The organism is Octadecabacter ascidiaceicola, from assembly GCF_900185015.1.
Classification (GTDB): Bacteria; Pseudomonadota; Alphaproteobacteria; order Rhodobacterales; family Rhodobacteraceae; genus Octadecabacter; species Octadecabacter ascidiaceicola.
Genome location: NZ_FXYD01000003.1, coordinates 287,275 through 309,511 on the forward strand (window position 1 = coordinate 287,275; position 22,237 = coordinate 309,511).

General features: G+C 54.0%; 19 protein-coding genes and 1 tRNA gene. 2 read left to right on the forward strand and 18 right to left on the reverse strand.

Going from position 1 to position 22,237, the window contains the following annotated elements; genetic code table 11:
• Positions 1-15: 15 nt before the first annotated feature.
• From rpsG to rpoB, 5 genes are all read right to left on the reverse strand, one after another.
• Positions 16-486 (reverse strand): 30S ribosomal protein S7, encoded by a 471-nt coding sequence (rpsG, locus tag OCA8868_RS10290; protein WP_093996486.1) that lies wholly within the window; start codon positions 484-486, stop codon positions 16-18.
• Positions 487-498: 12 nt separating this feature from the next.
• Positions 499-870, reverse strand: coding sequence for a 30S ribosomal protein S12 (gene rpsL / locus OCA8868_RS10295; protein WP_093996487.1), 372 nt, complete (start codon positions 868-870; stop codon positions 499-501).
• Positions 871-1,128: 258 nt separating this feature from the next.
• Positions 1,129-2,064 (reverse strand): DMT family transporter, encoded by a 936-nt coding sequence (locus tag OCA8868_RS10300; protein ID WP_245848170.1) that lies wholly within the window; start codon positions 2,062-2,064, stop codon positions 1,129-1,131.
• A gap of 91 nt (positions 2,065-2,155) precedes the next feature.
• Positions 2,156-6,409 (reverse strand): DNA-directed RNA polymerase subunit beta', encoded by a 4,254-nt coding sequence (gene rpoC, locus OCA8868_RS10305; protein WP_093996488.1) that lies wholly within the window; start codon positions 6,407-6,409, stop codon positions 2,156-2,158.
• Positions 6,410-6,493: 84 nt separating this feature from the next.
• Positions 6,494-10,633: a DNA-directed RNA polymerase subunit beta gene (gene rpoB / locus OCA8868_RS10310; protein WP_093996489.1), complete on the reverse strand. Its 4,140-nt coding sequence runs from the start codon at positions 10,631-10,633 to the stop codon at positions 6,494-6,496.
• Between the two features lie 542 nt (positions 10,634-11,175).
• Here rpoB and OCA8868_RS10315 point away from each other — a divergent pair.
• On the forward strand, positions 11,176-11,679 hold the full coding sequence (locus OCA8868_RS10315) for a BrnA antitoxin family protein (protein WP_093996490.1): 504 nt from the start codon (positions 11,176-11,178) through the stop codon (positions 11,677-11,679).
• Positions 11,680-12,042: 363 nt separating this feature from the next.
• Here OCA8868_RS10315 and OCA8868_RS10320 read toward each other — a convergent pair whose 3' ends face one another.
• The gene (locus tag OCA8868_RS10320; RefSeq protein WP_179214841.1) at positions 12,043-12,258 is read right to left on the reverse strand and encodes a hypothetical protein; all 216 of its coding nucleotides are present in this window, start codon (positions 12,256-12,258) and stop codon (positions 12,043-12,045) included.
• A gap of 147 nt (positions 12,259-12,405) precedes the next feature.
• Here OCA8868_RS10320 and OCA8868_RS10325 point away from each other — a divergent pair, with 147 nt between their 5' ends.
• Entirely contained in the window at positions 12,406-12,786 is a 381-nt protein-coding gene (locus tag OCA8868_RS10325; RefSeq protein ID WP_093996491.1) for a carboxymuconolactone decarboxylase family protein, read from the forward strand.
• Positions 12,787-12,957: 171 nt separating this feature from the next.
• Here the strand turns inward: OCA8868_RS10325 and rplL are convergent, their stop codons facing one another.
• The 12 genes from rplL to OCA8868_RS10385 all read right to left on the reverse strand — a co-directional run bounded on the left by rplL (position 12,958) and on the right by OCA8868_RS10385 (position 22,130).
• Entirely contained in the window at positions 12,958-13,332 is a 375-nt protein-coding gene (rplL, locus tag OCA8868_RS10330; RefSeq protein WP_093996778.1) for a 50S ribosomal protein L7/L12, read from the reverse strand.
• Between the two features lie 69 nt (positions 13,333-13,401).
• On the reverse strand, positions 13,402-13,914 hold the full coding sequence (gene rplJ / locus OCA8868_RS10335) for a 50S ribosomal protein L10 (protein WP_093996492.1): 513 nt from the start codon (positions 13,912-13,914) through the stop codon (positions 13,402-13,404).
• A gap of 328 nt (positions 13,915-14,242) precedes the next feature.
• Positions 14,243-15,160 carry an MYG1 family protein gene (locus OCA8868_RS10340; RefSeq protein ID WP_093996493.1) on the reverse strand — a complete coding sequence of 306 codons (918 nt, stop codon included), beginning with the start codon at positions 15,158-15,160 and terminating at the stop codon, positions 14,243-14,245.
• A gap of 84 nt (positions 15,161-15,244) precedes the next feature.
• Positions 15,245-15,943 (reverse strand): 50S ribosomal protein L1, encoded by a 699-nt coding sequence (rplA, locus tag OCA8868_RS10345; protein WP_093996494.1) that lies wholly within the window; start codon positions 15,941-15,943, stop codon positions 15,245-15,247.
• Position 15,944: 1 nt separating this feature from the next.
• Positions 15,945-16,370, reverse strand: a complete 426-nt coding sequence (gene rplK / locus OCA8868_RS10350) for a 50S ribosomal protein L11 (protein ID WP_093996495.1) — start codon at positions 16,368-16,370, stop codon at positions 15,945-15,947.
• Between the two features lie 453 nt (positions 16,371-16,823).
• Positions 16,824-18,080 (reverse strand): glycosyltransferase family 87 protein, encoded by a 1,257-nt coding sequence (locus tag OCA8868_RS10355; RefSeq protein ID WP_093996496.1) that lies wholly within the window; start codon positions 18,078-18,080, stop codon positions 16,824-16,826.
• Positions 18,081-18,327: 247 nt separating this feature from the next.
• Complete coding sequence (gene nusG / locus OCA8868_RS10360) at positions 18,328-18,861, reverse strand: transcription termination/antitermination protein NusG (protein WP_093996497.1); 534 nt, start codon at positions 18,859-18,861, stop codon at positions 18,328-18,330.
• 147 nt (positions 18,862-19,008) lie between these two features.
• Complete coding sequence (gene secE, locus OCA8868_RS10365) at positions 19,009-19,203, reverse strand: preprotein translocase subunit SecE (protein WP_093996498.1); 195 nt, start codon at positions 19,201-19,203, stop codon at positions 19,009-19,011.
• 68 nt (positions 19,204-19,271) lie between these two features.
• Positions 19,272-20,183: a hypothetical protein gene (locus OCA8868_RS10370; RefSeq protein ID WP_143849613.1), complete on the reverse strand. Its 912-nt coding sequence runs from the start codon at positions 20,181-20,183 to the stop codon at positions 19,272-19,274.
• A gap of 51 nt (positions 20,184-20,234) precedes the next feature.
• Positions 20,235-20,310, reverse strand: a tRNA-Trp gene (locus tag OCA8868_RS10375).
• Positions 20,311-20,364: 54 nt separating this feature from the next.
• Entirely contained in the window at positions 20,365-21,462 is a 1,098-nt protein-coding gene (locus OCA8868_RS10380) for a hypothetical protein (RefSeq protein WP_245848173.1), read from the reverse strand.
• Entirely contained in the window at positions 21,459-22,130 is a 672-nt protein-coding gene (locus OCA8868_RS10385; protein ID WP_093996500.1) for a CatB-related O-acetyltransferase, read from the reverse strand. The genes OCA8868_RS10380 and OCA8868_RS10385 overlap by 4 nt, the downstream gene beginning before the upstream one ends.
• Positions 22,131-22,237: the final 107 nt, after the last annotated feature.

A 22,237-nucleotide genomic window follows, 5' to 3' on the forward strand; every position in this document is an offset into this window, starting at 1 on the left:
GTTAGGTGCTTCCTCTTACCAGCGGTAGTGGCTGAATGCTTTGTTAGCATCGGCCATCTTGTGTGTGTCTTCGCGTTTCTTAACGGCTGTGCCGCGGCCTTGAACCGCATCCACGAGCTCGCCTGCAAGACGCTCTTCCATTGTCTTTTCGTTGCGCTTTTTCGCAGCAGCGATCAACCAACGAATAGCCAATGCCTCACGGCGCTCAGGGCGAACTTCGACAGGTACCTGGTAGGTAGCACCACCGACACGGCGCGAGCGTACTTCGAGGTTTGGTTTGATGTTTTCAAGTGACTCATGGAAGACCTCGAGTGGGGACTTCTTGAGTTTGTCTTCAATGCGGTCAAAGGCATTGTAGACGATGCGTTCAGCGACGGATTTTTTACCATCGATCATCAAGTTGTTCATAAACTTGGAAAGAACCTTATCACCGAACTTTGCATCGGGAAGGATCTGGCGCTTTTCAGCGGCGTGACGACGTGACATATGCTGTTTCCCTTACTTCGGCTTCTTGGCGCCGTATTTCGAACGACGCTGCTTACGGTCTTTAACGCCTTGGGTATCCAGAACACCGCGCAGGATGTGGTAACGGACACCCGGAAGGTCTTTTACACGACCGCCGCGGATCAGAACCACAGAGTGTTCCTGAAGGTTGTGGCTTTCACCGCCGATGTACGAAATAACTTCGAACCCGTTTGTCAGGCGCACTTTGGCAACCTTACGCATCGCGGAGTTCGGCTTTTTCGGTGTCGTTGTATAAACCCGAGTGCAAACGCCGCGCTTTTGCGGGTTGCCTTCAAGGTGGAGTGATTTTGACACTCGACGTTTTGGCTGCCGGGGTTTCCGGATCAACTGCTGAATTGTTGGCATTAGGTTTTGTCCTACTTCCTACACATGTGTAGCGAACCGTGTGGCCCGCCGATTTAAATTCTCAAGCGCCTCTTGCGTCCAAAAAGCGCAAAAAACCCGCTGGCGTAGCCTTACCGGAGCTACGGAGCGGTTGGGTTACAGAGGATCGGACCAATAGTAGGTCGGATCTTGACCACGACGATTATGATACCGAGCAGCAGACATAGCTGTGCCAAGTCCGCGCTCTATAGGATGACTCGTTTTTAGTGTCAACAGCGCCTATCGGACGCGTAAACCCATGGTCGGTTTGCTTGCTGTCGCGCGTTCTCTGTAAATTGTGAAAAGGCCCGTCGCCACAACGATGGCGGCCCCAACCATTGTCCAGAAATCGGGCCATTCATCAAAGAGCACAAACCCGAGGATCAGCGCCACAATGAGGGATGTATAGCGGAACGGTGCAACGAACCCAATCTCGCCCAAACGCATGCCTGCGACCGCTGAAATGTACCCTGCCATAAGACACAAAGCAGCCCCAAGGAGAAGCAGCGTTTCCCCCAGATTTGGCATGACCCATGTCTCACGTTCGATATAGGACCCAGCGCCTGCCATCAGTGTCACACCAATGGCCGCCGCAAGCGCCACACGGCTAGACGGGATCGCCTTGGACAGTTTTCGCGCAGCTAGGTCTCGAAACGTCACCGCGATGACTGCCGCGACCCCGTAAAGAGCGTAAATGCTAAACCCTTCGGCTTCGGGACGGATAATGATCGCAACGCCAACGAAGCCAATCAAGATCGCAACAATCCGACGCCACCCAACGGGCTCACCCAGAAATACGGCGGCGGCCAAAGTCACGGTTAGCGGCAAGGCTTGCAAAATGGCGGATAGGTTTGCGATTGGAATGCTAAACAGTGCGGTAAGGAAGAAAACCGTCCCAACTGCTTCGGCCAATGTACGCAACGCAGTCAGCAGCCGATCTTTCGGGTCAGGCTTATAGTGCAAATGACCCCAGATCGCCGCTAGGATAAATAGCCCGATCGTGATCAGCACACCGCGCATGAAAATTTGCTGAAAGAACGGCAGGTTCGGCGCGGCAAGCTTCATCAGCGCATCGTTCACCGTGAACGCCGCCATCGAAACCATAATAAGAAGCGCTGCGCGCATGTTGTCGGAAAGGACCATGAAGCGGGTGTGGCACAGCTTGCTTGCCTTCACCAGAGGTCACCGGTTTCAGCGCTTCAATTCCTCTAACGAAAAAGGCCCCGCTGTTTCCAGCGAGGCCCTTCCCAATTTCTAAACGTCGATCTTACTCGTCGCGGCTTTCGATGTCGCTCTCGATGATAGTATCGAATGCATCACCGCCAACCACATCGCTCGCCATTGCTTCAGGTGCGGCAAGCGCAGCTGCGGCTTCGGCTTCTTCACGACGGGCCTGAATGACGACGTTGTCACGCTCGTTTGCGATACGTGTGACGCGCTGTGTTGCGCCACCTGTACCAGCAGGGATCAATCGACCAACGATGACGTTCTCTTTGAGGCCAACCAGTTTGTCCCGCTTGCCCTGTACGGATGCTTCCGTAAGAACGCGCGTTGTTTCCTGGAAGGACGCCGCAGAGATGAAGGAACGTGTCTGCAAGGACGCCTTCGTGATACCAAGCAAGATCGGCTCACCCTGAGCAGGACGACCACCACGGGCAACCGCCTTGGCGTTGGCTTCGTCAAACTCGGCCTTGTCGACATTTTCGCCCTTGAGCAGTGTTGTTTCACCGCTGTCGGAAACTTCCCACTTCTGGAGCATCTGACGAACGATAACTTCGATGTGCTTATCGTTAATCTTAACACCCTGAAGACGGTAAACGTCCTGAACTTCGTCGATCATGTAATCGGCCAAGGCTTCGACACCCATAATGGCGAGAATGTCATGCGGCGCTGGGTTGCCGTCCATGATGTAATCGCCCTTCTGCACGAAGTCGCCTTCTTGCACTGGGATGTGTTTACCTTTTGGAACCATGTACTCGACCTTGGTATCCGGATCGTCCGCGTTCTCGATCGCGATGCGACGCTTGTTCTTGTAGTCTTTGCCGAAGCGAACATAGCCGTCGTTTTCCGCGATGATTGCGTGGTCTTTAGGGCGACGTGCCTCAAAGAGTTCAGCAACACGTGGCAGACCACCGGTAATATCCTTGGTCTTGGCGCCTTCACGCGGGATACGCGCAACGACGTCACCAGCTGCGATCTGCTGACCATCTTCGATGGACAGAACCGCATCAACGGACATTGGGTAAGTAACTGGGTTACCAGCATCGTTACGGACAGGTTCGCCATCTTCACCGATGATCAGGATTTCCGGCTTCAGTTCGTTACCCTTAGGCGCAGAACGCCAGTCGGTTACGATCTTCTGCGTCATGCCTGTCGCGTCATCGGTGTCTTCGCGGATTGCGATACCGTTGACGAGGTCAACAAACTTAACCGTACCGGCCTTTTCAGCGATGATCGGCAATGTGTACGGATCCCATTCGAACATCTTGTCGCCACGGGCAATTTTTGCGCCGTCTTTGACGAAGACTTTGGAACCGTAACCAACCTTGTGGTTCGCACGTTCTTCACCGTTCTCATCCATGATCGCGAGGACCATGTTACGGCCCATGACAACCTGCTCGCCGTTTTCGTTCTCGAGGATTTGCGCATTGCGCAATTCGACAACACCGTCGACGGAGGATTCAAGGAAGGACTGCTGGCCACCCTGCGCAACACCACCAATGTGGAACGTACGCATTGTCAGCTGTGTACCTGGTTCACCGATGGACTGCGCCGCGATAATGCCGACAGCTTCACCGATGTTCACGCGTGTACCGCGTGACAAGTCACGACCGTAACACATTGCGCAAACGCCATCTTCAGCTTCACAGGTCAGCGGGCTGCGGATACGCATTTTCGCAACGCCAGCTGCTTCAATCACATCGGCTGTACGTTCGTCGATCAGATCGCCAGCTTTCACGAGAACCTCTTCGGTTCCCGGCTTGAGAACGTCATCAGCAGAGACACGGCCAAGCACACGTTCGGACAGGGAAGCAATAACTTCACCATCGTTGACCGCAGCTTCTGCAGTGATCGCCATTTCGGTTCCGCAGTCGACTTCACGCACGATGCAATCTTGTGCAACGTCCACTAGACGACGTGTCAGGTAACCAGAGTTCGCAGTTTTCAACGCCGTATCCGACAGACCCTTACGGGCACCGTGGGTAGAGTTGAAGTATTCGAGAACCGTCAGGCCTTCTTTAAAGTTCGAGATGATCGGCGTTTCGATGATTTCGCCGTTCGGCTTCGCCATCAGACCGCGCATACCGCCCAGCTGTTTCATCTGTGTCACGGAACCACGCGCACCAGAGTGGGCCATCATGTAAACGGAGTTTGGTTCATTTTCAGAACCGTCTTCCGCACGACCTGTTTCAGAGATCGTGGACATCATGGCTTCGGTGACTTTGTCGTTCGACTTTGACCAGGCATCGACAACTTTGTTGTACTTTTCACCCTGAGTGATCAGGCCGTCCATGTACTGTTGCTCAAAATCTTTGACCTGATCGCGTGTATCATTGACGAGATCCCACTTGGTGTCAGGGATAACCATGTCGTCCTTACCGAACGAGATGCCAGCCTTGAACGCTTCGCGGAAGCCCATGGTCATGATCTGGTCACAGAAAATGACAGACTCTTTCTGACCACAGTAACGGTAGACCGTATCGATGACCTGCTGAACTTCTTTCTTACGCAGAAGGCGGTTCACCAGCTCAAACGGAGCCTTGTTGTTCAGCGGCAGAAGCGCGCCCAAACGGATACGACCCGGAGTGGTCTCGAACCGTTGCATAACCTCGTTGCCTTCCTCGTCGATCTGAGGAATGCGGGCTTGGATCTTAGCGTGCAGGTGCACTTCACCAGCGGCCAAGGCGTGCTCGACTTCTTCGATGTCGCCGAAGACCATGCCTTCGCCCTTCATGCCTTCGCGTTCGATGGTCGTGTAGTACAGACCCAAAATCATATCCTGCGATGGAACAATGATCGGCGCGCCGTTTGCAGGCGACAGAACGTTGTTGGTGGACATCATCAACACGCGGGCTTCCAGCTGTGCCTCAAGGGACAGTGGAACGTGAACAGCCATTTGGTCACCGTCGAAGTCAGCGTTAAACGCAGAACACACGAGCGGGTGCAGCTGAATCGCTTTACCTTCGATCAAGACAGGTTCGAACGCCTGAATACCAAGACGGTGCAATGTAGGCGCACGGTTAAGCATGACAGGGTGTTCGCGGATCACTTCGTCCAAGATGTCCCAAACTTCAGGACGTTCTTTTTCCACCAGTTTCTTGGCTTGCTTCACTGTGGAAGACAGACCTTTGGCTTCAAGGCGCGAATAGATGAACGGCTTGAACAGCTCCAACGCCATCTTCTTGGGAAGACCACATTGATGCAGTTTCAATTCCGGACCGGTCACAATGACCGAACGGCCAGAGAAGTCGACGCGCTTACCCAAAAGGTTTTGACGGAAACGACCTTGCTTACCTTTCAGCATGTCAGACAGCGATTTCAGCGGACGCTTGTTGGCGCCAGTAATCACACGGCCACGACGGCCGTTGTCGAACAATGCATCGACAGATTCCTGCAACATCCGCTTTTCGTTGCGGACGATGATGTCAGGTGCGCGCAATTCGATCAGACGCTTCAGACGGTTGTTCCGGTTGATCACACGACGATAAAGATCGTTCAGGTCGGACGTCGCAAAACGGCCACCATCCAGCGGCACCAGCGGGCGCAGCTCTGGCGGGATCACCGGCACAACGGTCAGGATCATCCATTCAGGACGGTTGCCAGACTCGATGAAGCTTTCAACGATCTTCAGACGCTTAATGATCTTCTTTGGCTTCAATTCGCCAGTCGCGACTTTCAGCTCTTCGCGCAGCTGCTCAGCCTCGCCTTCAAGATCAATCGCAGCCAGCATTTCGCGGATCGCTTCAGCACCGATGTTCGCTGTGAACGCATCCATGCCGTAGGCGTCCTGCGCGTCGAGGTATTCTTCCTCGGTCATCAGGGCGCCGTATGTCAGGTCTGTAAGACCCGGTTCGATCACAACGTAGTTTTCGAAGTACAGGATGCGTTCCAGATCGCGCAACGTCATGTCCAGCATCAGACCGATGCGGGATGGCAGGGATTTCAGGAACCAGATGTGCGCAACGGGTGCGGCCAGTTCGATGTGGCCCATGCGCTCACGGCGGACCTTTTGCAACGTAACTTCAACACCACATTTTTCGCAGACAACGCCGCGATACTTCATGCGCTTATATTTGCCGCAGAGACATTCGTAGTCTTTGATTGGGCCAAAGATACGTGCGCAGAAAAGGCCATCACGCTCTGGCTTGAACGTGCGGTAGTTGATGGTTTCTGGCTTCTTGATCTCACCGAAGGACCACGAAAGGATCCGTTCTGGAGAGGCCAATGAGACCTTGATTTCGTCGAACGTTTTCGCCGGTGTGAGCGGGTTAAACGGGTTGTTTGTCAGTTCCTGGTTCATATCGATACCTTTTCAGTATGGCGGGAGGGGGGGAGGCACAGACTTTCATCGAAAGTCTGTGTTCAAAGTCTCGGGGAGACTTTGTTATTCCTCATCCTCCGCATCCAGGAGTTCCATGTTGAGGCCGAGGCCCCGTACTTCTTTCACGAGAACGTTGAATGATTCTGGCACGCCAGCCTCAAAATTGTCTTCGCCCTTAACGATGCTCTCATAGACCTTTGTGCGGCCAGCAACGTCATCAGACTTAACTGTCAACATTTCCTGCAAGGTGTAGGCGGCGCCGTAGGCTTCGAGCGCCCAGACTTCCATCTCACCAAAGCGCTGACCACCGAACTGCGCCTTACCACCCAGCGGCTGCTGAGTGACGAGGGAGTACGGACCCGTGGAACGGGCATGGATCTTGTCATCGACAAGGTGGTGCAGCTTAAGCAGGTACTTCACGCCAACAGTGACCTTACGGCTGAACTGTTCGCCTGTGCGACCGTCAAACAAGACTGACTGACCAGACGTGTCGAACCCTGCGCGTGTCAGTGCATCGTTCACGTCAGCTTCTTTCGCGCCGTCAAAAACAGGCGTCGCAATTGGAACACCGCGTGTGACGTTGCCTGCGGCTTCGATCAGCTCATCATCGGTCATGTCAGCCACGCCCTCAGAGTAAACTTCGTCGCCGTAGGCAATCTTCATGGCCTCTTTCACAGGTGTCAGATCGCCGTTGCGACGGTATTCACCGAGCGCTTCGTCGATCTCAAGGCCAAGACCGCGTGCGGCCCAACCCATGTGCGTTTCCAGAATCTGACCAACGTTCATACGTGATGGAACGCCGAGCGGGTTCAGACAGAAGTCAACAGGTGTACCGTCAGCGAGGAACGGCATGTCTTCCATCGGCACAACCTTGGAAATAACACCTTTGTTCCCGTGACGACCCGCCATCTTATCACCAGGCTGAAGCTTACGCTTCACCGCGACGAAGACTTTAACCATCTTCATCACGCCCGGTGGCAGATCATCGCCGCGACGTACTTTTTCGACCTTGTCTTCGAACCGTGCGTCGAGCAATTTCTTCTGCGCTTCGTACTGTTCGTTCAAGGCTTCAACGATCTGTGCGTCACCCTCTTCCTTAAGGGCGATCTGCCACCAGTGGCTGCGTGGCAGATCTTCGAGCATAACTGCGTCGATTGTCGCGCCAGTCTTGATGCCCTTTGGACCTTTAGCAACAGTCTTACCTTCGATCATGGAACGCAGACGGGCGTAGATGTTGCGATCAAGGATCGTCATCTCATCGTCGCGGTCACGTGCAAGGCGTTCGACCTCTTCACGTTCGATCTGAAGCGCACGTTCGTCTTTTTCAACGCCGTGGCGGTTGAACACACGAACTTCAACGACAGTCCCGAAATCGCCCGGCTTAACGCGCAGGGATGTGTCGCGGACGTCAGACGCTTTTTCACCAAAGATGGCGCGCAGAAGCTTTTCTTCCGGCGTCATCGGGCTTTCGCCTTTTGGTGTGATTTTACCAACGAGGATGTCACCCGGCTCAACTTCGGCGCCGATGTAAACGATACCCGCTTCGTCAAGGTTGCGCAGGGCTTCCTCGCCGACGTTTGGAATATCGCGTGTGATTTCCTCTGGCCCAAGCTTCGTATCACGTGCAGCGACTTCGAATTCTTCGATGTGGATCGAAGTGAACACGTCGTCACGAACGATACGTTCGGAGATCAGAATGGAGTCTTCGTAGTTGTAGCCGTTCCAAGGCATAAACGCGACGACCACGTTTTTACCAAGTGCGAGTTCACCGATGTCCGTGGATGGACCGTCAGCAATAACTTCGCCCTTCAGAACCGTATCACCAACCTTTACCAATGGGCGCTGGTTGATACATGTGTTCTGGTTGGAACGCTGGAACTTGCGCATGCGGTAGATGTCAACGCCAGGGTCACCGACCTCAAGGTCGGACGTGGCGCGAACAACGATACGCGTCGCATCGACTTGGTCGATGATACCAGCGCGTTTCGCCATGATCGCAGCGCCGGAATCCCGTGCCACAACTTCTTCGATACCCGTACCAACGAGCGGAGCCTCAGCCTGAAGCAATGGAACCGCCTGACGCATCATGTTCGAACCCATCAGGGCCCGGTTAGCATCGTCGTTTTCTAGGAATGGGATCAAGGACGCAGCAACGGAGACCAACTGCTTTGGTGAAACGTCAATCAGGTTAACATTCTCGCTAGGTGCGAGCGTGTATTCACCGTTCTGACGTGTCGACACGAGGTCGTTCACGAAAGACATGTCTTCGTTCAGGTTCGCGTTGGCCTGCGCAACAGTGTGGCGCATTTCTTCAGTCGCGGACATGTAGTGTACTTCGTCCGTGACCTTGCCGTCTGTGACAACGCGGTACGGTGTTTCGATGAAGCCATACTTGTTGACGCGAGCGAAGGTTGCCAGCGAGTTGATCAGACCAATGTTTGGGCCTTCCGGTGTCTCAATCGGACACATGCGGCCGTAGTGTGTTGGGTGAACGTCACGTACTTCAAAACCGGCACGTTCACGTGTCAGACCACCTGGCCCAAGCGCGGACAAGCGACGCTTGTGCGTAACTTCCGAAAGCGGGTTCGTTTGGTCCATGAACTGCGACAGCTGTGATGAGCCGAAGAATTCACGCACCGCAGCAGCCGCTGGCTTCGCGTTGATAAGGTCTTGCGGCATAACTGTGTCGATCTCAACGGAAGACATACGTTCCTTGATGGCGCGCTCCATGCGGAGCAGACCAACGCGGTACTGGTTTTCCATAAGTTCGCCAACGGAGCGCACACGACGGTTACCAAGGTGGTCAATATCGTCGATATCGCCTTTGCCGTCGCGAAGTTCCACGAGGGCCTTGATGCAGGATACGATGTCTTCCTTACGCAATGTGCGCATGGTGTCTTCGGCATCCAGAGCAAGACGCATGTTCATCTTCACGCGACCAACAGCGGAGAGGTCGTAACGCTCAGAGTCAAAGAACAGGCTGTCGAACAATGTGGACGCTGCATCAACGGTGGGTGGCTCACCCGGGCGCATAACGCGGTAGATGTCCATGAGCGCTGTTTCGCGACCCATATTCTTATCTGCCGCCATTGTGTTGCGCATGTATGGGCCAACATTAACGTTATCGATGTCGAGGACTGGGATTGTCTTCACACCTGCATCGATGAGTTCTTTCAGCGTACCGCCGATCAGCTCGTCTGCTTTGTCGTACTCCAGCGTCAACTCGTCACCAGCTTCGACGTAGATCGCGCCAGTTTCTTCGTTGATGATGTCGTTTGCTGCGAACTTACCAACGATCTGCTCGTATGGGACGAGCAATTCAGTAACTTCACCAGCGTCGATCAACGCTTTAACTGCGCGCGGAGTGACCTTCTTGCCAGCTTCGGCAATCACTTCGCCCGTTTTGGCGTCGACCAGATCGAACAATGGGCGAGTGCCGCGCACGCGCTCTGGGAAGAACTTGGTTTTCCAAGCCTTCGCCTTCTTGTCGAATGTGTAATCAACGTGGTCATAGTACGCATTCATGATCGTTTCTTGATCAAGGCCCAGCGCATAGAGCAATGTTGTTACAGGCAGCTTGCGACGACGGTCGATGCGGCAGAACACGAGGTCTTTTGCGTCGAATTCGAAGTCCAACCAGCTACCGCGGTATGGGATGATGCGGCAAGCGAACAACAATTTGCCCGAGCTGTGCGACTTACCTTTGTCGTGGTCAAAGAACACACCAGGGGAACGGTGCATCTGGGATACGATCACGCGCTCGGTGCCGTTCACAACGAACGTACCGTTTGGTGTCATCAAAGGCATATCGCCCATGAATACGTCTTGTTCTTTGATGTCCTTAACAGACTTCGCGCCTGTATCTTCATCGATATCAAACACGATAAGACGGAGTGTGACCTTAAGCGGAGCGGCATATGTCATGTCGCGCTGCTGGCACTCTTCAACGTCGTACTTTGGCTTCTCAAGCTCGTATTTCACGAACTCCAGAACGGAGGATTCATTGAAATCTTTAATCGGGAACACCGATTGAAAGACGCCCTTGATGCCTTCGCCGTCAAGCGGCGTGTCGCTGTCGCCGGAGCGCAGGAACAGATCATAAGATGACTTTTGAACCTCAATGAGGTTCGGCATGTCGAGGACTTCGCGGATTTTTCCGTAGTATTTACGGAGACGTTTCTGACCGAGGAACGTTTGCGCCATTTGGTTGGACACCTTTCAAATTCTCACCGGCGCACGAACAGTTGGGCGACTGCACGGGCGACCATACGAGACGACAAAATGAGGTCCATTCTCGCCACGCGACCCACTGCGCAGCTCTCGACCCCGTATCCTGCCTTGGAAAACACCCCGATAAATCGGGAGGTTTTCCAAGAAAGGCCTGCTCACAACGTTTTGCCTTCCCCCTGAAAACAAACGATTTTTCGGGGGTGTGATAGGCTCCATGCTACAAGACAGAAAGAGCGGCCCCGAATCAATCGAAGCCGCGTGAAACTGCTAAATAGGATGTGAACACACGAATGACAAGGGGGCGCAACACCACCCTTGATCGGAAAATGCAGGACCTTCCGGAACCCCAACCTTCCGCGAAAGCGCCGCTAGGGTCAAGGAAAACCGCGTATGGGGCGGATATGGGTCCAGTATGGGTCTGATATGGTTACAATCCGGTTACGACCCCGCACGGCGGGTTTGAACGTCCTTAATCCATTGAGAACACGCTGCTTTCACCGAATTAGGAGGTGAAAATGCGTGAAGCGGACCCAGAACAGATGAGCAAGGCTGACCTCAAACATTGGGGGTTCGGCGTCGATGCGATCAAGATGATCGAATACGAATTGATGGGATACCTCCATGAAACCAGAGCCCTGCCCCGCGACTGGGACAACATCTGGGAGGATCAGGACAAACGCGACCCGAAGCGGGTGAAGGTGACGATCTCTTTGGATGATGACGTGGTGAAATTCTTCAAAGGGTTGGGACCGGGCTATCAGCCCCGCATCAATCGTGTGTTGCGGGCGTTCATGCATTTTCGGTTGGCGAAGATCATCGAAGGGCCGGACACGATGGATTACATCTTGCGGCCCAACGAGGTGCTAGAGAAAGCGCGAACGCGGCCTGAGTGGGGCGATACGGACCGCAAGATGGAGGACGCGGCTGTGCCAAAAAAGGCGGGTAAGCCGCGCAAACGGGTACTGAAAGGGACGGAACGTCCGTGGGTGGATGATCCTTTGAGGCCGAAGGGGCGGTGAGAGAACCTTGGCACGGGACGCAGGCGTTCTCATGTTTGAATCTGGTCCAGATCGCAGCCGCGTATCTTCTGACCTATTATCTGCCCCTTGCTCCCAGCGCTTCGTTTCGGGGTTACTGTGGGTAGTTGGACTATTGGCCCCCTCCATGCCCAAACATCAGCTCTGCGCTATCGAAGACGACATAGCATTCGGTCAATTGGACAATCTGAAAAGGAACCAGCAAGCATTCTTGTTTCAAGTGCGTCAGGCCGCTTAGCGCCTGCGTCAGAGCACCACGGTCGCTTAACAACTTTGTTGCACACTATCAGCCGCAAGTCTTTGCGAACCCGTAGAGGTAAAACGCTGCGTAAGAAAAGTCGGTCACTACAGGGAAATGGATCGCACAGCGTGCTCTACAGCGGCTTTCGTTTGTTCCAGATCTTCTGCGGCAATCGCAAGTGACAAATAAAGCTTACCCGGCGACTTGAATATCCTGTGCTGGCGCAGCGTTGCATTGTAGGTCGCATTCCGTGCGGGAACATCATGCTTGGCGGAGCGATAATCACGACACTGGCTGGACGTGAAAAAGATATCGAACAAGGTCTCATCTCCGCAGAGATGGTGGCGAATACCGGCGGCATCGAGAGCGCTGCTTTGCAAGTCCTGTATGGGAGCGAAAAAGGCCGTGAGGCTTTGTGGAATTATGTGTAGACGAAAAACGTCGCCATCAAACTGAAAGGTTAAGACATGAGTGCATTTGACGAAGATCTTTTTCTGAAAGGCTTGGAACAACGCAAAGCCACGCTAGGCGCTGAGTACGTTGAAAAAAACCTTGCCGCCGCCGATGATTTCACCCGCCCCTTTCAGGAAGCAATGACTGCATGGTGTTGGGGCTTTGGCTGGGGCGATGGTGTGATCGACGCCAAGACGCGTTCGATGATGAACCTTTCGATGATCGGCGCATTGGGCAAAATGCACGAGTGGGAAATCCATTGCCGTGGCGCGATTAACAATGGTGTCACCCAAGAGGAAATTCGCGCAATTATTCATATCATCGGCATTTATTGCGGCGTTCCCCAAGCGCTGGAGTGCTTTCGTGTTGCACGAAAAGTGCTCGAAGAGGCCTGACGCTAAGGCATCGGATCAATTCTGCGTCTCCAAATCGAATTCACAGAATAGGTTCACAGCCTCCGTTCGCTGCAGGGTGGGGCAAGGTCCAGTTGGTCCGGACACCCTTTCCAAACAAAAACGGCGGCCCCTAAGGAGCCGCCGTTTCCGTAATCAAAAGATTGAAGTGGCTTAAGCCAGTTCAACTTCTGCGCCAGCTGCTTCCAGCTTCGCTTTAACGTCTTCAGCTTCAGCTTTATCAACGCCTTCTTTGATTTTGCCGCCAGCTTCAACGAGGTCTTTAGCTTCTTTCAGGCCAAGACCTGTGATGCCGCGAACTTCTTTGATCACGTTGATTTTGGATGCGCCAGCGTTCTTGAGAACGACGTCGAATTCAGTCTTCTCAGCAACGTCGCCGCCTGCGTCGCCAGCTGCGCCAGCAACCATTACTGCGCCACCGGCAGCTGGTTCGATGCCATACTCGTCTTTGAGGATGGTTTTCAGTTCTTGTGCTTCGAGAAGGGTAAGACCTACGATCTCTTCAGCAAGTTTTTTCAGATCAGCCATTTGCTTTTCCATTTCTAAGTTTGTGTTCCAACGACAGGGGAATTCCCTACGTCAGCCATTCAAGTTGCTTCAGGCAGCTTTCTCTTCAATTGTTGAGAGAACGCTTGCGATGTTGGAAGCAGGCGCGCCAATTGCGCCGGCGATGTTGGAGGCAGGTGCACCGATGCAGCCCACGATGGAAGCAATAAGCTCCTCACGGGATGGCATTTCGGACACTGCTTTAACACCAGCGACGTCAAGTGCCGTCTCACCCATAGCACCACCAAGGATAACGAGCTTTTCGTTATCTTTAGCGAAACCCTGAGCAACCTTGGCCGCAGCCACAGGATCCTCAGAAAAGGTCAGAACGGTCATGCCTGTCAGGTGATCAGCGATGCTTTCGCATGGCTTACCTTCGAGGGCAATTTTGGCGAGCTTGTTTTTGGCAACGCGTACAGATGCGTCGACTTCACGTGCACGGGCACGCAGGTCTTGCATCTCAGCAACTGTCAGGCCTTCGTAGTGGGCAACCACAACGACGCCAGAGCTTTCGAAAATTTGGCCGAGATCCTCGACCAATTGTTCTTTCTGGGCTCTATCCACAGTTTCACTCCAAATATGGGGCTTGGGAAGTATTCCGGCCCCGGCTCAAGTTTGCCTGACCCTTGCGAGCCAGACGTAGAAGTCCTCGAATAACGGGGGTGAGCCGAGTGCAACTGAGGAGATCCTCAGGTAAATTCGGTCGATCCCGCCTCAGGCAGGAATTATGGCTAGGCCACCCACCGTCTCGGACGAAACAAATTGCGCACGACGAATCGCACGCTGGTTTGCAAGGGATCATCTAGAGAGGTTCGGCGGTTTTGTGAAGGGGGGAGTTCAGCGAAGTGCCGTTTCCCACATAGAACTGTGGGAAGCCAGCGACGTGGCCCTTCTATTGGGCTTCTTTCACCGCGATCTGTGCCATTTCCATGATCGCGTCCCGTGAATCGGCGACAGCGATGAAACGTGCGTTATGGCAGAACTTCGCGCCCTTAACGCCGCAGGCTGCTTCGAGTGCTTCATCGGTTAGGCCAGCCCATGACGCTGGCAGATCAGCGCGTTGATCAAAGGTATCACCAGAAAGCTTGATGCCGCCCAAGGTCCAGTCTTCACCACGTGGAACCACGACGAAAAGGATGTGATCCGCTTCCGCGTCATCGAGCGCTGAACGGAACGGCATGCCCATCGGAAGTTCGAGGATGGGTGACGTGCCTGCATCCGCGATTGCCTTGTCCACGATCTGACGTGACCGGAACTTCGCGGCGAGATTGCGGATTTGGGCCTCGACAAAGCTGCGCGCGATCGGCAATGCGGACATAAAGGCGTCATCGTCTGCCGTGGGCGATGCATCATCAAAGACGGGTTTCAAGCTGCCCAAAAGCGACGGCAAGGTCAGCACCGACAATGGCCCGGCAACAGAAGGTTCCATCGCGCCGTTATCGAGCAGGTCAATCGGCAGGACGAACTTGGTATCAAACTTGTGGTGGATGGCCTCGATATCGTCCGCGGGGACATCCATCGATTCCAGATAAGCACGCCCATAATGCGCCCAGATTAGGCCGAACGAGCTGTACGGCTGATCATCGCTGCGCATGGGACCGGGGCGTTGATGGTGGTCGAAAATCTGTGCCTCGGCATCATAGGCACCGCCAACGTCGTAGATGATTTTTTCACCCGCCGGCGCGATCATCGTTTTGTCCCGTGTACGGACAATCTCCGCATCGGGGAACAGCCGTGTGAGAACCACGGAGGACAACAGCTCGTCAGCGTGAAAGCCACCGGAATGGGTGACAAGGTGGGTGATCGTCATAGGGGGCTCCGAGGAATGAAAGACGAAAGGCGCCCCATCAGGAGCGCCTTTGTATTTGTTTGCTTGGTAGAGAAGCGCGTTCTCTTAGTTACCAGTCGCGTTGTCGACGTTCAGTGTAACGCTTGGGCCCATTGTAGAAGTCAAAGAGATCTTCTTCATGTATGTGCCTTTGGAGCCAGCAGGCTTTGCCTTTTGAACTGCGCCAACGAATGCCAGAACGTTTTCTTCCAGCTTTGCCGCTGTGAAGGACGCTTTGCCAAGACCAGCGTGAACCACACCAGCTTTTTCGACTTTGAACTGAACTTCGCCGCCTTTAGCAGCTTCAACAGCGTCTTTGACGTCCATTGTCACTGTGCCGATTTTCGGGTTCGGCATCAGGTTGCGTGGGCCAAGGACCTTACCAAGACGACCAACGATTGGCATCATGTCAGGTGTCGCGATGCAGCGATCGAATTCGATCTTGCCGGACTGAACTGTTTCCATCAGGTCTTCTGCGCCAACGATGTCCGCACCAGCGGCTTTGGCTTCGTCAGCCTTGTCGCCACGTGCGAAGACTGCGACGCGCATTGTTTTGCCTGTGCCGTTTGGCAGGGCAACTTTGCCGCGAACCATTTGGTCGGCGTGACGTGGGTCTACACCCAGAACAACAGCGATTTCGATTGTCTCGTCGAACTTCGCCTTAGCGTTGTCCTTAACGAGAGCCACGGCCTCAGCCACTGTGACGTCTGCTTTGCCAGCGAATGCTTCGCGAGCGGCGGTTGTGCGTTTTCCGAGCTTTGCCATGTTACTTAACCTCGATGCCCATAGAGCGTGCAGAGCCCATGATGATTTTCATTGCGCCTTCGATGTCGTTTGCGTTGAGGTCCTTCATTTTGGCCTCAGCGATCTCACGAACCTGCTTGGACGTCACAGTGCCGACAACTTCGCGGGAAGGAGTCTTGGCGCCGGACTTAACCTTGGCGGCCTTCTTTAGGAAATAGGACGCTGGTGGCGTCTTGATGTCCATGGAGAAGGATTTGTCTTGGTAATATGTAATCACGGTCGGGCAAGGCGCACCTGGCTCGAGGTCTGCTGTCTTAGCGTTGAACGCCTTACAGAATTCCATGATGTTGATACCGCGTTGACCCAGTGCAGGGCCGACAGGTGGGGATGGGTTGGCTTGACCTGCAGGAACCTGCAGCTTCATTGTGCCAGCGACTTTTTTAGCCATTTGGCTTCTCCTTTTGTCCGGTCACAAGACGCGTTCTTGTAACCTATGTGGATGTGGTCTGGTTTGGCGCACGCGTGCGCTTTGCCTCCCACATGGAATGTCGGGTGTCCGACAAGCCGCTCCTTTAGCTGGGGTTGGCGATTCTTGCAAGAGTGGAGACCGGTTGAAAGACGCTGGCCTGCTGTATGACGCCAATTAGTTAACGCGAAAATCCGTGGCGTCGCCCACACAAGCGCGAATCGAAGGCTAGCGCCCGTGTTTGCAGGATTTTGAATCGTATGGAAACCATATGGAATGCACTCGGAAACCGTATGGATCTGGTAAGATAAATTGTAGGGTTCACACAGCGTGCGGTGGAGGTCTGTTAAGGTTTAGAAGATATTAGCGATTGGAGTTTCGCGAATGTCTGCACTGTGTCCCGATTATTGATTACATGGGCTAAGCACCGCCAACTCATCGGCCGCCGCGCCTTACCGCCAACCAAAACGCCAGCCCCAAGACTGCCATTAAGCTCGTTCCAACAATTTGAAATAGATTGGGACCGGAGTATGCTGATCCGGTCGTAAACGGCTCCATCGCAGGTAAGAAAAACAGCGCGCTTCCGATTGCAATGTAAAGGCCTAGTCGTCCTAGTTTCAAAGGCAGTGTGCCCACAAACACTAACGCAGTCATGTAGCTGTAACACCAGCTAAGAGGACTTAATATTGCGAACAAGATGGCCACAACGGGTATCACAAGTGCTTCATCTTTGTGCCGTGCCGCTAACCAGAACGCAGCGCCCAATGCTGCTAGTTGTGCGAAACCAGACATGACGAGCCATAGCGGTGTTTTGGCAATTGCACCCCAAAATTCAGATCCGTCGACAGAGCGTGGCTGCCGCACTTCTGTCAAATACTCGAGCAGGAATATCCGCGCGAAAACGCTGTCAAAAGAGAAGGTGAAATTATTCACGATAACGGATTTGGAAACGACGCTGACTAATTTAAGGTATTCTACATGAATGTCCCAGCCCACGAGCAAGATGGACAATCCTCCAAGTAAAGCACCCGCAACCACAAAGGTCGCAAGGGCTCCCCACTGTTTGCGGGCAAGCAAAATAACAATAAACAACAGCGGGTAGAGTTTGATCGCCGCGGCAAGGGCGAGAATGCCTCCCGCTGATTTGAAGTGGCCGAAATGTGCGCGTTCAAATGCCCAGACGACTAAGAAACTCACGATGATCTGCGGCTGGTTCTCTTCGATGGCGATACCGACGGGGAACGTAAAGGCAAGTGCCGCGTAGGTCAGCGCGATGAATCCAAACAGAACGGTTCCTTTGAGATCACACATCTTTGCGGCGAGGTAGATTGAGCCAATGATCAATCCCTGATGGACTATTGTCATTACGGCATCGAAGGTTTCAAAGTTTGTGACCTGAGTCAGCCAAGACGCGAGTTTTGCCCAGATTGGCGGGTAGAGGTATGGAAATATACGCGCTGATGGGTCGGTTTCTGACACATAGCCCCACCAATCTGACGGGGTGGTCATGTCAAACATTTCGGCGTTGGCGGGGTATATCTGGTCAAGCCGTTCCATCGACAAGAACTCGCCGGCAAGCCAGAAAGCGTATAGATCTGCGGACTGGGCGCCGAGCGCCCGATGAATCACCGAAAAGGTTAGAAACGCGATAGCTGTCACGCAAATAATATTAAGAAGTGCAGGTCTCGTCATTGCGTGCTCCGTTAAGATTCATGTTGTATAGGCAACAATTCTGGCAACTATAAGGAGAGCCCGTGGAGTTGGGTTAACCATCTATCGCCACCAACCTTGAAGGCCGCAAAGCTGCCCGTGGTGTTGACTAAGCCAATGTCTGCTTTGTCCAGCATTGCGGACTTTGCGTCGGATGCAGACTACGGCCCTCTCAACGAAAAACGCCGCACTGAATAGAGCGGCGCTTTGGTATTCTGACAGGCAGCGTTTAGCTCTGCTTGGTGACCTGTGTGAACTCAAGCTCGACAGGTGTTTCGCGACCAAAGATTGACACGGTAACCTTGAGGCGCTGGTTCTCGTCGTCGACTTCTTCGACCAAGCCGTCGAAGTCTTCGAACGGGCCGTCGTTGACCTTGATCTTCTCGCCGATCTCGAAGTGGATGAGCGTACGTGGCGCTTCTTGGCCTTCTTCAACGCGGCCGAGGATCTGTTGAACTTCGGCGTCGCGCATTGGCATTGGGCGCCCCTGTGGGCCCAAGAAACCAGTGACGCGGTTGATGGAGTTGATCAGGTGGTAACCTTCATCGGACATTTCCATGTGCACGAGAACGTAGCCCGGCATAAAGCGGCGTTCGGCAGTTACTTTCTTGCCGCGGCGTATTTCAATGACTTCTTCGGTCGGAACCAAGACTTCGGTGATCTGGTCTGCCAAGCCCTGCTCTTCGGCAGTTGTGCGAATGGTTTCTGCAATCTTCTTTTCGAAGTTCGACAACACGGAAACCGAATACCAACGCTGTGCCATTTTATCTGTCCTTCTCGATCGAATTGGGCCCGTTGAAGAGTCCCGGAAATAAAAGCGGCGTGCAACTCATCCGTTGCACGCCATCTAAACTTGGAGATTCTTTACCGCGCACGGCGCAACACTTCAAGGGGTTGCGGTGCGTATCGCTTAGAATGCGTTCAACACACCATCAAGGCCGAGGCGGATGATCATATCCACCAGCGTAAAGAACAGCGCCATCACAGCCGCCATGATGAGAACCATGATCGTGGTCAGCGTGACCTCGCGGCGGGACGGCCAGACAACTTTGCCCACTTCGGAGCGGACCTGCTGGAGAAACTGCACTGGGTTGGTTCTGGCCATGATCTGTCCTTTGGTGAAAATGCCATACGTATAACTGGATTGGCAGGTAACTGTGTTAGCGCCGTATTTCAACCCTGCTTTGGATGGTTGGGGCGTTGCAGGAGCGTTACGCCCTCCATCGCTTCGATCTGCGCCATTTGTGCATCGTAGACCGCTTCGGATTCCGCCAATGTAGAAGCTGCGTAAAGCTTGAAGGGCTTGTTGGTCTCGTTAATCGGGAAAAGATCCCGTGCGGTTCCGGCGAGTTTTTCGGTGCGCCCCTCTTGCGCCCAAGCCAAAGTTTGGCGCACCGCAGCGGCAGATAGACCTTGGTGAACGCGGCCATCCTTAATCTTCTCGATTTTGCCACCCATTTTCCAACGCAGCATCTTGCGCATAATCAATCGCAGCGTCGCGTCGTAGTCCTCTTGTCGCCAGACATAGATTTCCCCCACTCCCGGAATCGCGCGAAGGCGGATGACATAGTCTGCCCAGTCAACTTGGCGCCAATCGTTACGGGCGCGAAAGGTGCGCGGGCCGATGTAGGCGCCGCCAAACAGCGTCTGACTATACGCCGAGGCCATGAATGCGGCCGGATTTCGAACAGCAAGGAACAGTTCGACCTTGACTGGGGCCACGGCCTCTACGAACTCTTCAATCTTTTCGGAAGCCGTTGAATACAAAGGAAAGCTGACGCGACCCTCAGGGCCACGTAAAACGCCCACAAAATTTTCTTCCGAAAAAACAAGCCGCGAGGCGCCTTTGGCAAGAAACGCCAACTGATCCTGTGCATTGCGCCGTGGAATTGCACTGCCTGAACCTTTCAGGCCAAACATCGAATGCAAACTGCGACCCTTCAGTCGTAGATACCACGGCCCATAGGCGGCAAAACCCTCGTCGATCAGCAGCTTTCGATTATGTTTCAGCACCTTTTGTAGGTGTGTAGATGCCGTCTTATGCGCACCGATATGCAAGGCGATGGATTTCGGTAAAGATGGCAACTTCGTCTCCCGTTTAGTCACGTAGCAAACGCTTGGCTACGTCGGGTGGCTTGGCAGGGGCTGAGGGGCTCGAACCCACGACCTACGGTTTTGGAGACCGTCGCTCTACCAACTGAGCTAAACCCCTAAGCCGAGCGATGATGTAGCGAGGGCAGCACTGCTTGGCAAGGCAGAAACCGCTCTATTCCTCACGCTTTGATGTCTCGCTTGATTTCAAACCGCTGCGCACGCCGAAAGATTGTTTAATAATTTCGTCGGCCGTTTTGAAACGGAATGCAGAACCGCCCCCGGGGAATACGCTTTTGTATTCGGGTTCGGCAGGCTTGGCGTCGTCCTTTTCACGCTTTGACTTCCCTCTACCCGCCATCTCATGTGCCGGTGTTTGTGGCTTTACCATTCGGCTTGCCTTGCCTGACGCATCTGTGTTGCGGGGCTGCGGCTGAAATGTCCCCCACGGCGACGCAGCGGGTGCTTCATCTGGCAGCCCGATGTTTTGGTTCGCTTGGGCGGCCTGCTTTTCGGCCTGCACCTCGCGACCAGACTTTTGCGACTGGTGTTCGGACGCTTTACTTTTGGCGCTGCGGGATATGAGAAGCTTCGAAACACCTAAGATCGCAAGAACCCCCGCCAATCCCCCCAGAACCGAAACCATTCCAAACGTCTTTTCGGCGGCGTCATGAAGCGCGTCGGCGCGATTGCCCAAGAAAGGTTTAATCACAACCAGTTCCGGCGACCCTGGCAGGTTCATCACGGACAATTCCGCCTCGATCGCGCTTAACCAGTCGCGGCTACGGCTCAGCGTTCCGTTCACGTTCACCGCGATGCGGTCACCGTTGCCTTGGGCCTCAAGCTGGCTTTGCAGGCGTGGTAGCTCGCTCGGTCTGACAGCAAGCACGGCCTTAACTTCGCGGCCTTGATCGTCGGCCAGTAGGATAAACCCACGCTCCAAGCCGATTGGGTCGAATTCCCCTTGCGGCAGAGCGCTGAAGTACAGGCCGCTGACATGCACTTCGTCGTTACTATAAACGTCGGTATCTCTGTTCCATTTTGACAGCGGTGTGGGGTCAGGCACGCTTTCGCTGGCTTGATACTCTGCCTCAATAACATTGAAGCGATAGTTTTCGTATTCTTGGTAGGCGAGATATCCAACCCACGCCGCCAAACCGATATACACGATCCACGGCAAGCGGAATATCCATCGGATGTACCACGGGTACAGAAAGAGTTTTACGATCCCGAAGACAATTCGAAACGGCAGGGTAAGAATACTGGAAGTCATAGATGCGGTCCTGCGGCCTTTCGCAAAGCGTTCAAATCTGCACCGCAAATCGCGGCTTCTGAAGACACTACCGCGTCAATTGGCCAATGCCACCATTGGATTTCGAGAAGGGCCGCGATTGTTGCGTCATCAAAACGGCGGCGCACAGGTTTGGCAGGGTTCCCTGCAAGGATTGTGTAGGGGGGATGCTTGCCCGAAACGACGGCTTTTGCCCCGACAATGCAACCCGTCCCGATGTTCACCCCCGGCAGAATGGTCGCGCCCTGCCCGATCCAGACATCGTGACCAATGATCGTATCTGGCCCCGCGTCAGGCATCGACGGGCGGTTGCGATCCATGTCGAGGAACACCGAGAACGGAAAGCTGCTAAAGCCATCGTATCGGTGGTTGGCTGACGATGTAATGAAGGTCACTCCGTCGGCGATCTGGCAAAATTTCCCGATCGTCAGGGTCTCGGGGCTTTGGGGGAACAAGTAGGGAGCAAGATGGAAGGCCCAGTTTTCTGGTGGGGAGTGGGCGCTGGCGTAGGTGTATTCGCCCACGTTCATATTGGGATGAACTACGGCTGATTTCAGAAAAACCGTGCCTTTGTGAACGGTTCCGTCCGGCAGGATCACAGGGTGCAGAGTGTCAAATGATGGGAAGTCGCGTGGGGGAAGTGGGGGCATAATGGGCCTCCTTTGGTCTCATGTTGGAAGGGAACAGGGATCAAAGGTGGGTAATCATCGAAGCCTCCATTGGTTGAGAGGAAGGTTACGAGGGAAGTTCAAAAAAG

What these genes read in the sequence shown, in the direction of transcription:
- rpsG (WP_093996486.1), bottom strand. Translation starts at nt 486, where the DNA reads ATGTCACGTCGTCACGCCGCTGAAAAGCGCCAGATCCTTCCCGATGCA.
- rpsL (WP_093996487.1), bottom strand. Translation starts at nt 870, where the DNA reads ATGCCAACAATTCAGCAGTTGATCCGGAAACCCCGGCAGCCAAAACGT.
- rpoC (WP_093996488.1), bottom strand. Translation starts at nt 6,409, where the DNA reads ATGAACCAGGAACTGACAAACAACCCGTTTAACCCGCTCACACCGGCG.
- rpoB (WP_093996489.1), bottom strand. Translation starts at nt 10,633, where the DNA reads ATGGCGCAAACGTTCCTCGGTCAGAAACGTCTCCGTAAATACTACGGA.
- OCA8868_RS10315 (WP_093996490.1), top strand. Translation starts at nt 11,176, where the DNA reads ATGCGTGAAGCGGACCCAGAACAGATGAGCAAGGCTGACCTCAAACAT.
- OCA8868_RS10325 (WP_093996491.1), top strand. Translation starts at nt 12,406, where the DNA reads ATGAGTGCATTTGACGAAGATCTTTTTCTGAAAGGCTTGGAACAACGC.
- rplL (WP_093996778.1), bottom strand. Translation starts at nt 13,332, where the DNA reads ATGGCTGATCTGAAAAAACTTGCTGAAGAGATCGTAGGTCTTACCCTT.
- OCA8868_RS10340 (WP_093996493.1), bottom strand. Translation starts at nt 15,160, where the DNA reads ATGACGATCACCCACCTTGTCACCCATTCCGGTGGCTTTCACGCTGAC.
- rplA (WP_093996494.1), bottom strand. Translation starts at nt 15,943, where the DNA reads ATGGCAAAGCTCGGAAAACGCACAACCGCCGCTCGCGAAGCATTCGCT.
- rplK (WP_093996495.1), bottom strand. Translation starts at nt 16,370, where the DNA reads ATGGCTAAAAAAGTCGCTGGCACAATGAAGCTGCAGGTTCCTGCAGGT.
- OCA8868_RS10355 (WP_093996496.1), bottom strand. Translation starts at nt 18,080, where the DNA reads ATGACGAGACCTGCACTTCTTAATATTATTTGCGTGACAGCTATCGCG.
- nusG (WP_093996497.1), bottom strand. Translation starts at nt 18,861, where the DNA reads ATGGCACAGCGTTGGTATTCGGTTTCCGTGTTGTCGAACTTCGAAAAG.
- secE (WP_093996498.1), bottom strand. Translation starts at nt 19,203, where the DNA reads ATGGCCAGAACCAACCCAGTGCAGTTTCTCCAGCAGGTCCGCTCCGAA.
- OCA8868_RS10380 (WP_245848173.1), bottom strand. Translation starts at nt 21,462, where the DNA reads ATGACTTCCAGTATTCTTACCCTGCCGTTTCGAATTGTCTTCGGGATC.
- OCA8868_RS10385 (WP_093996500.1), bottom strand. Translation starts at nt 22,130, where the DNA reads ATGCCCCCACTTCCCCCACGCGACTTCCCATCATTTGACACTCTGCAC.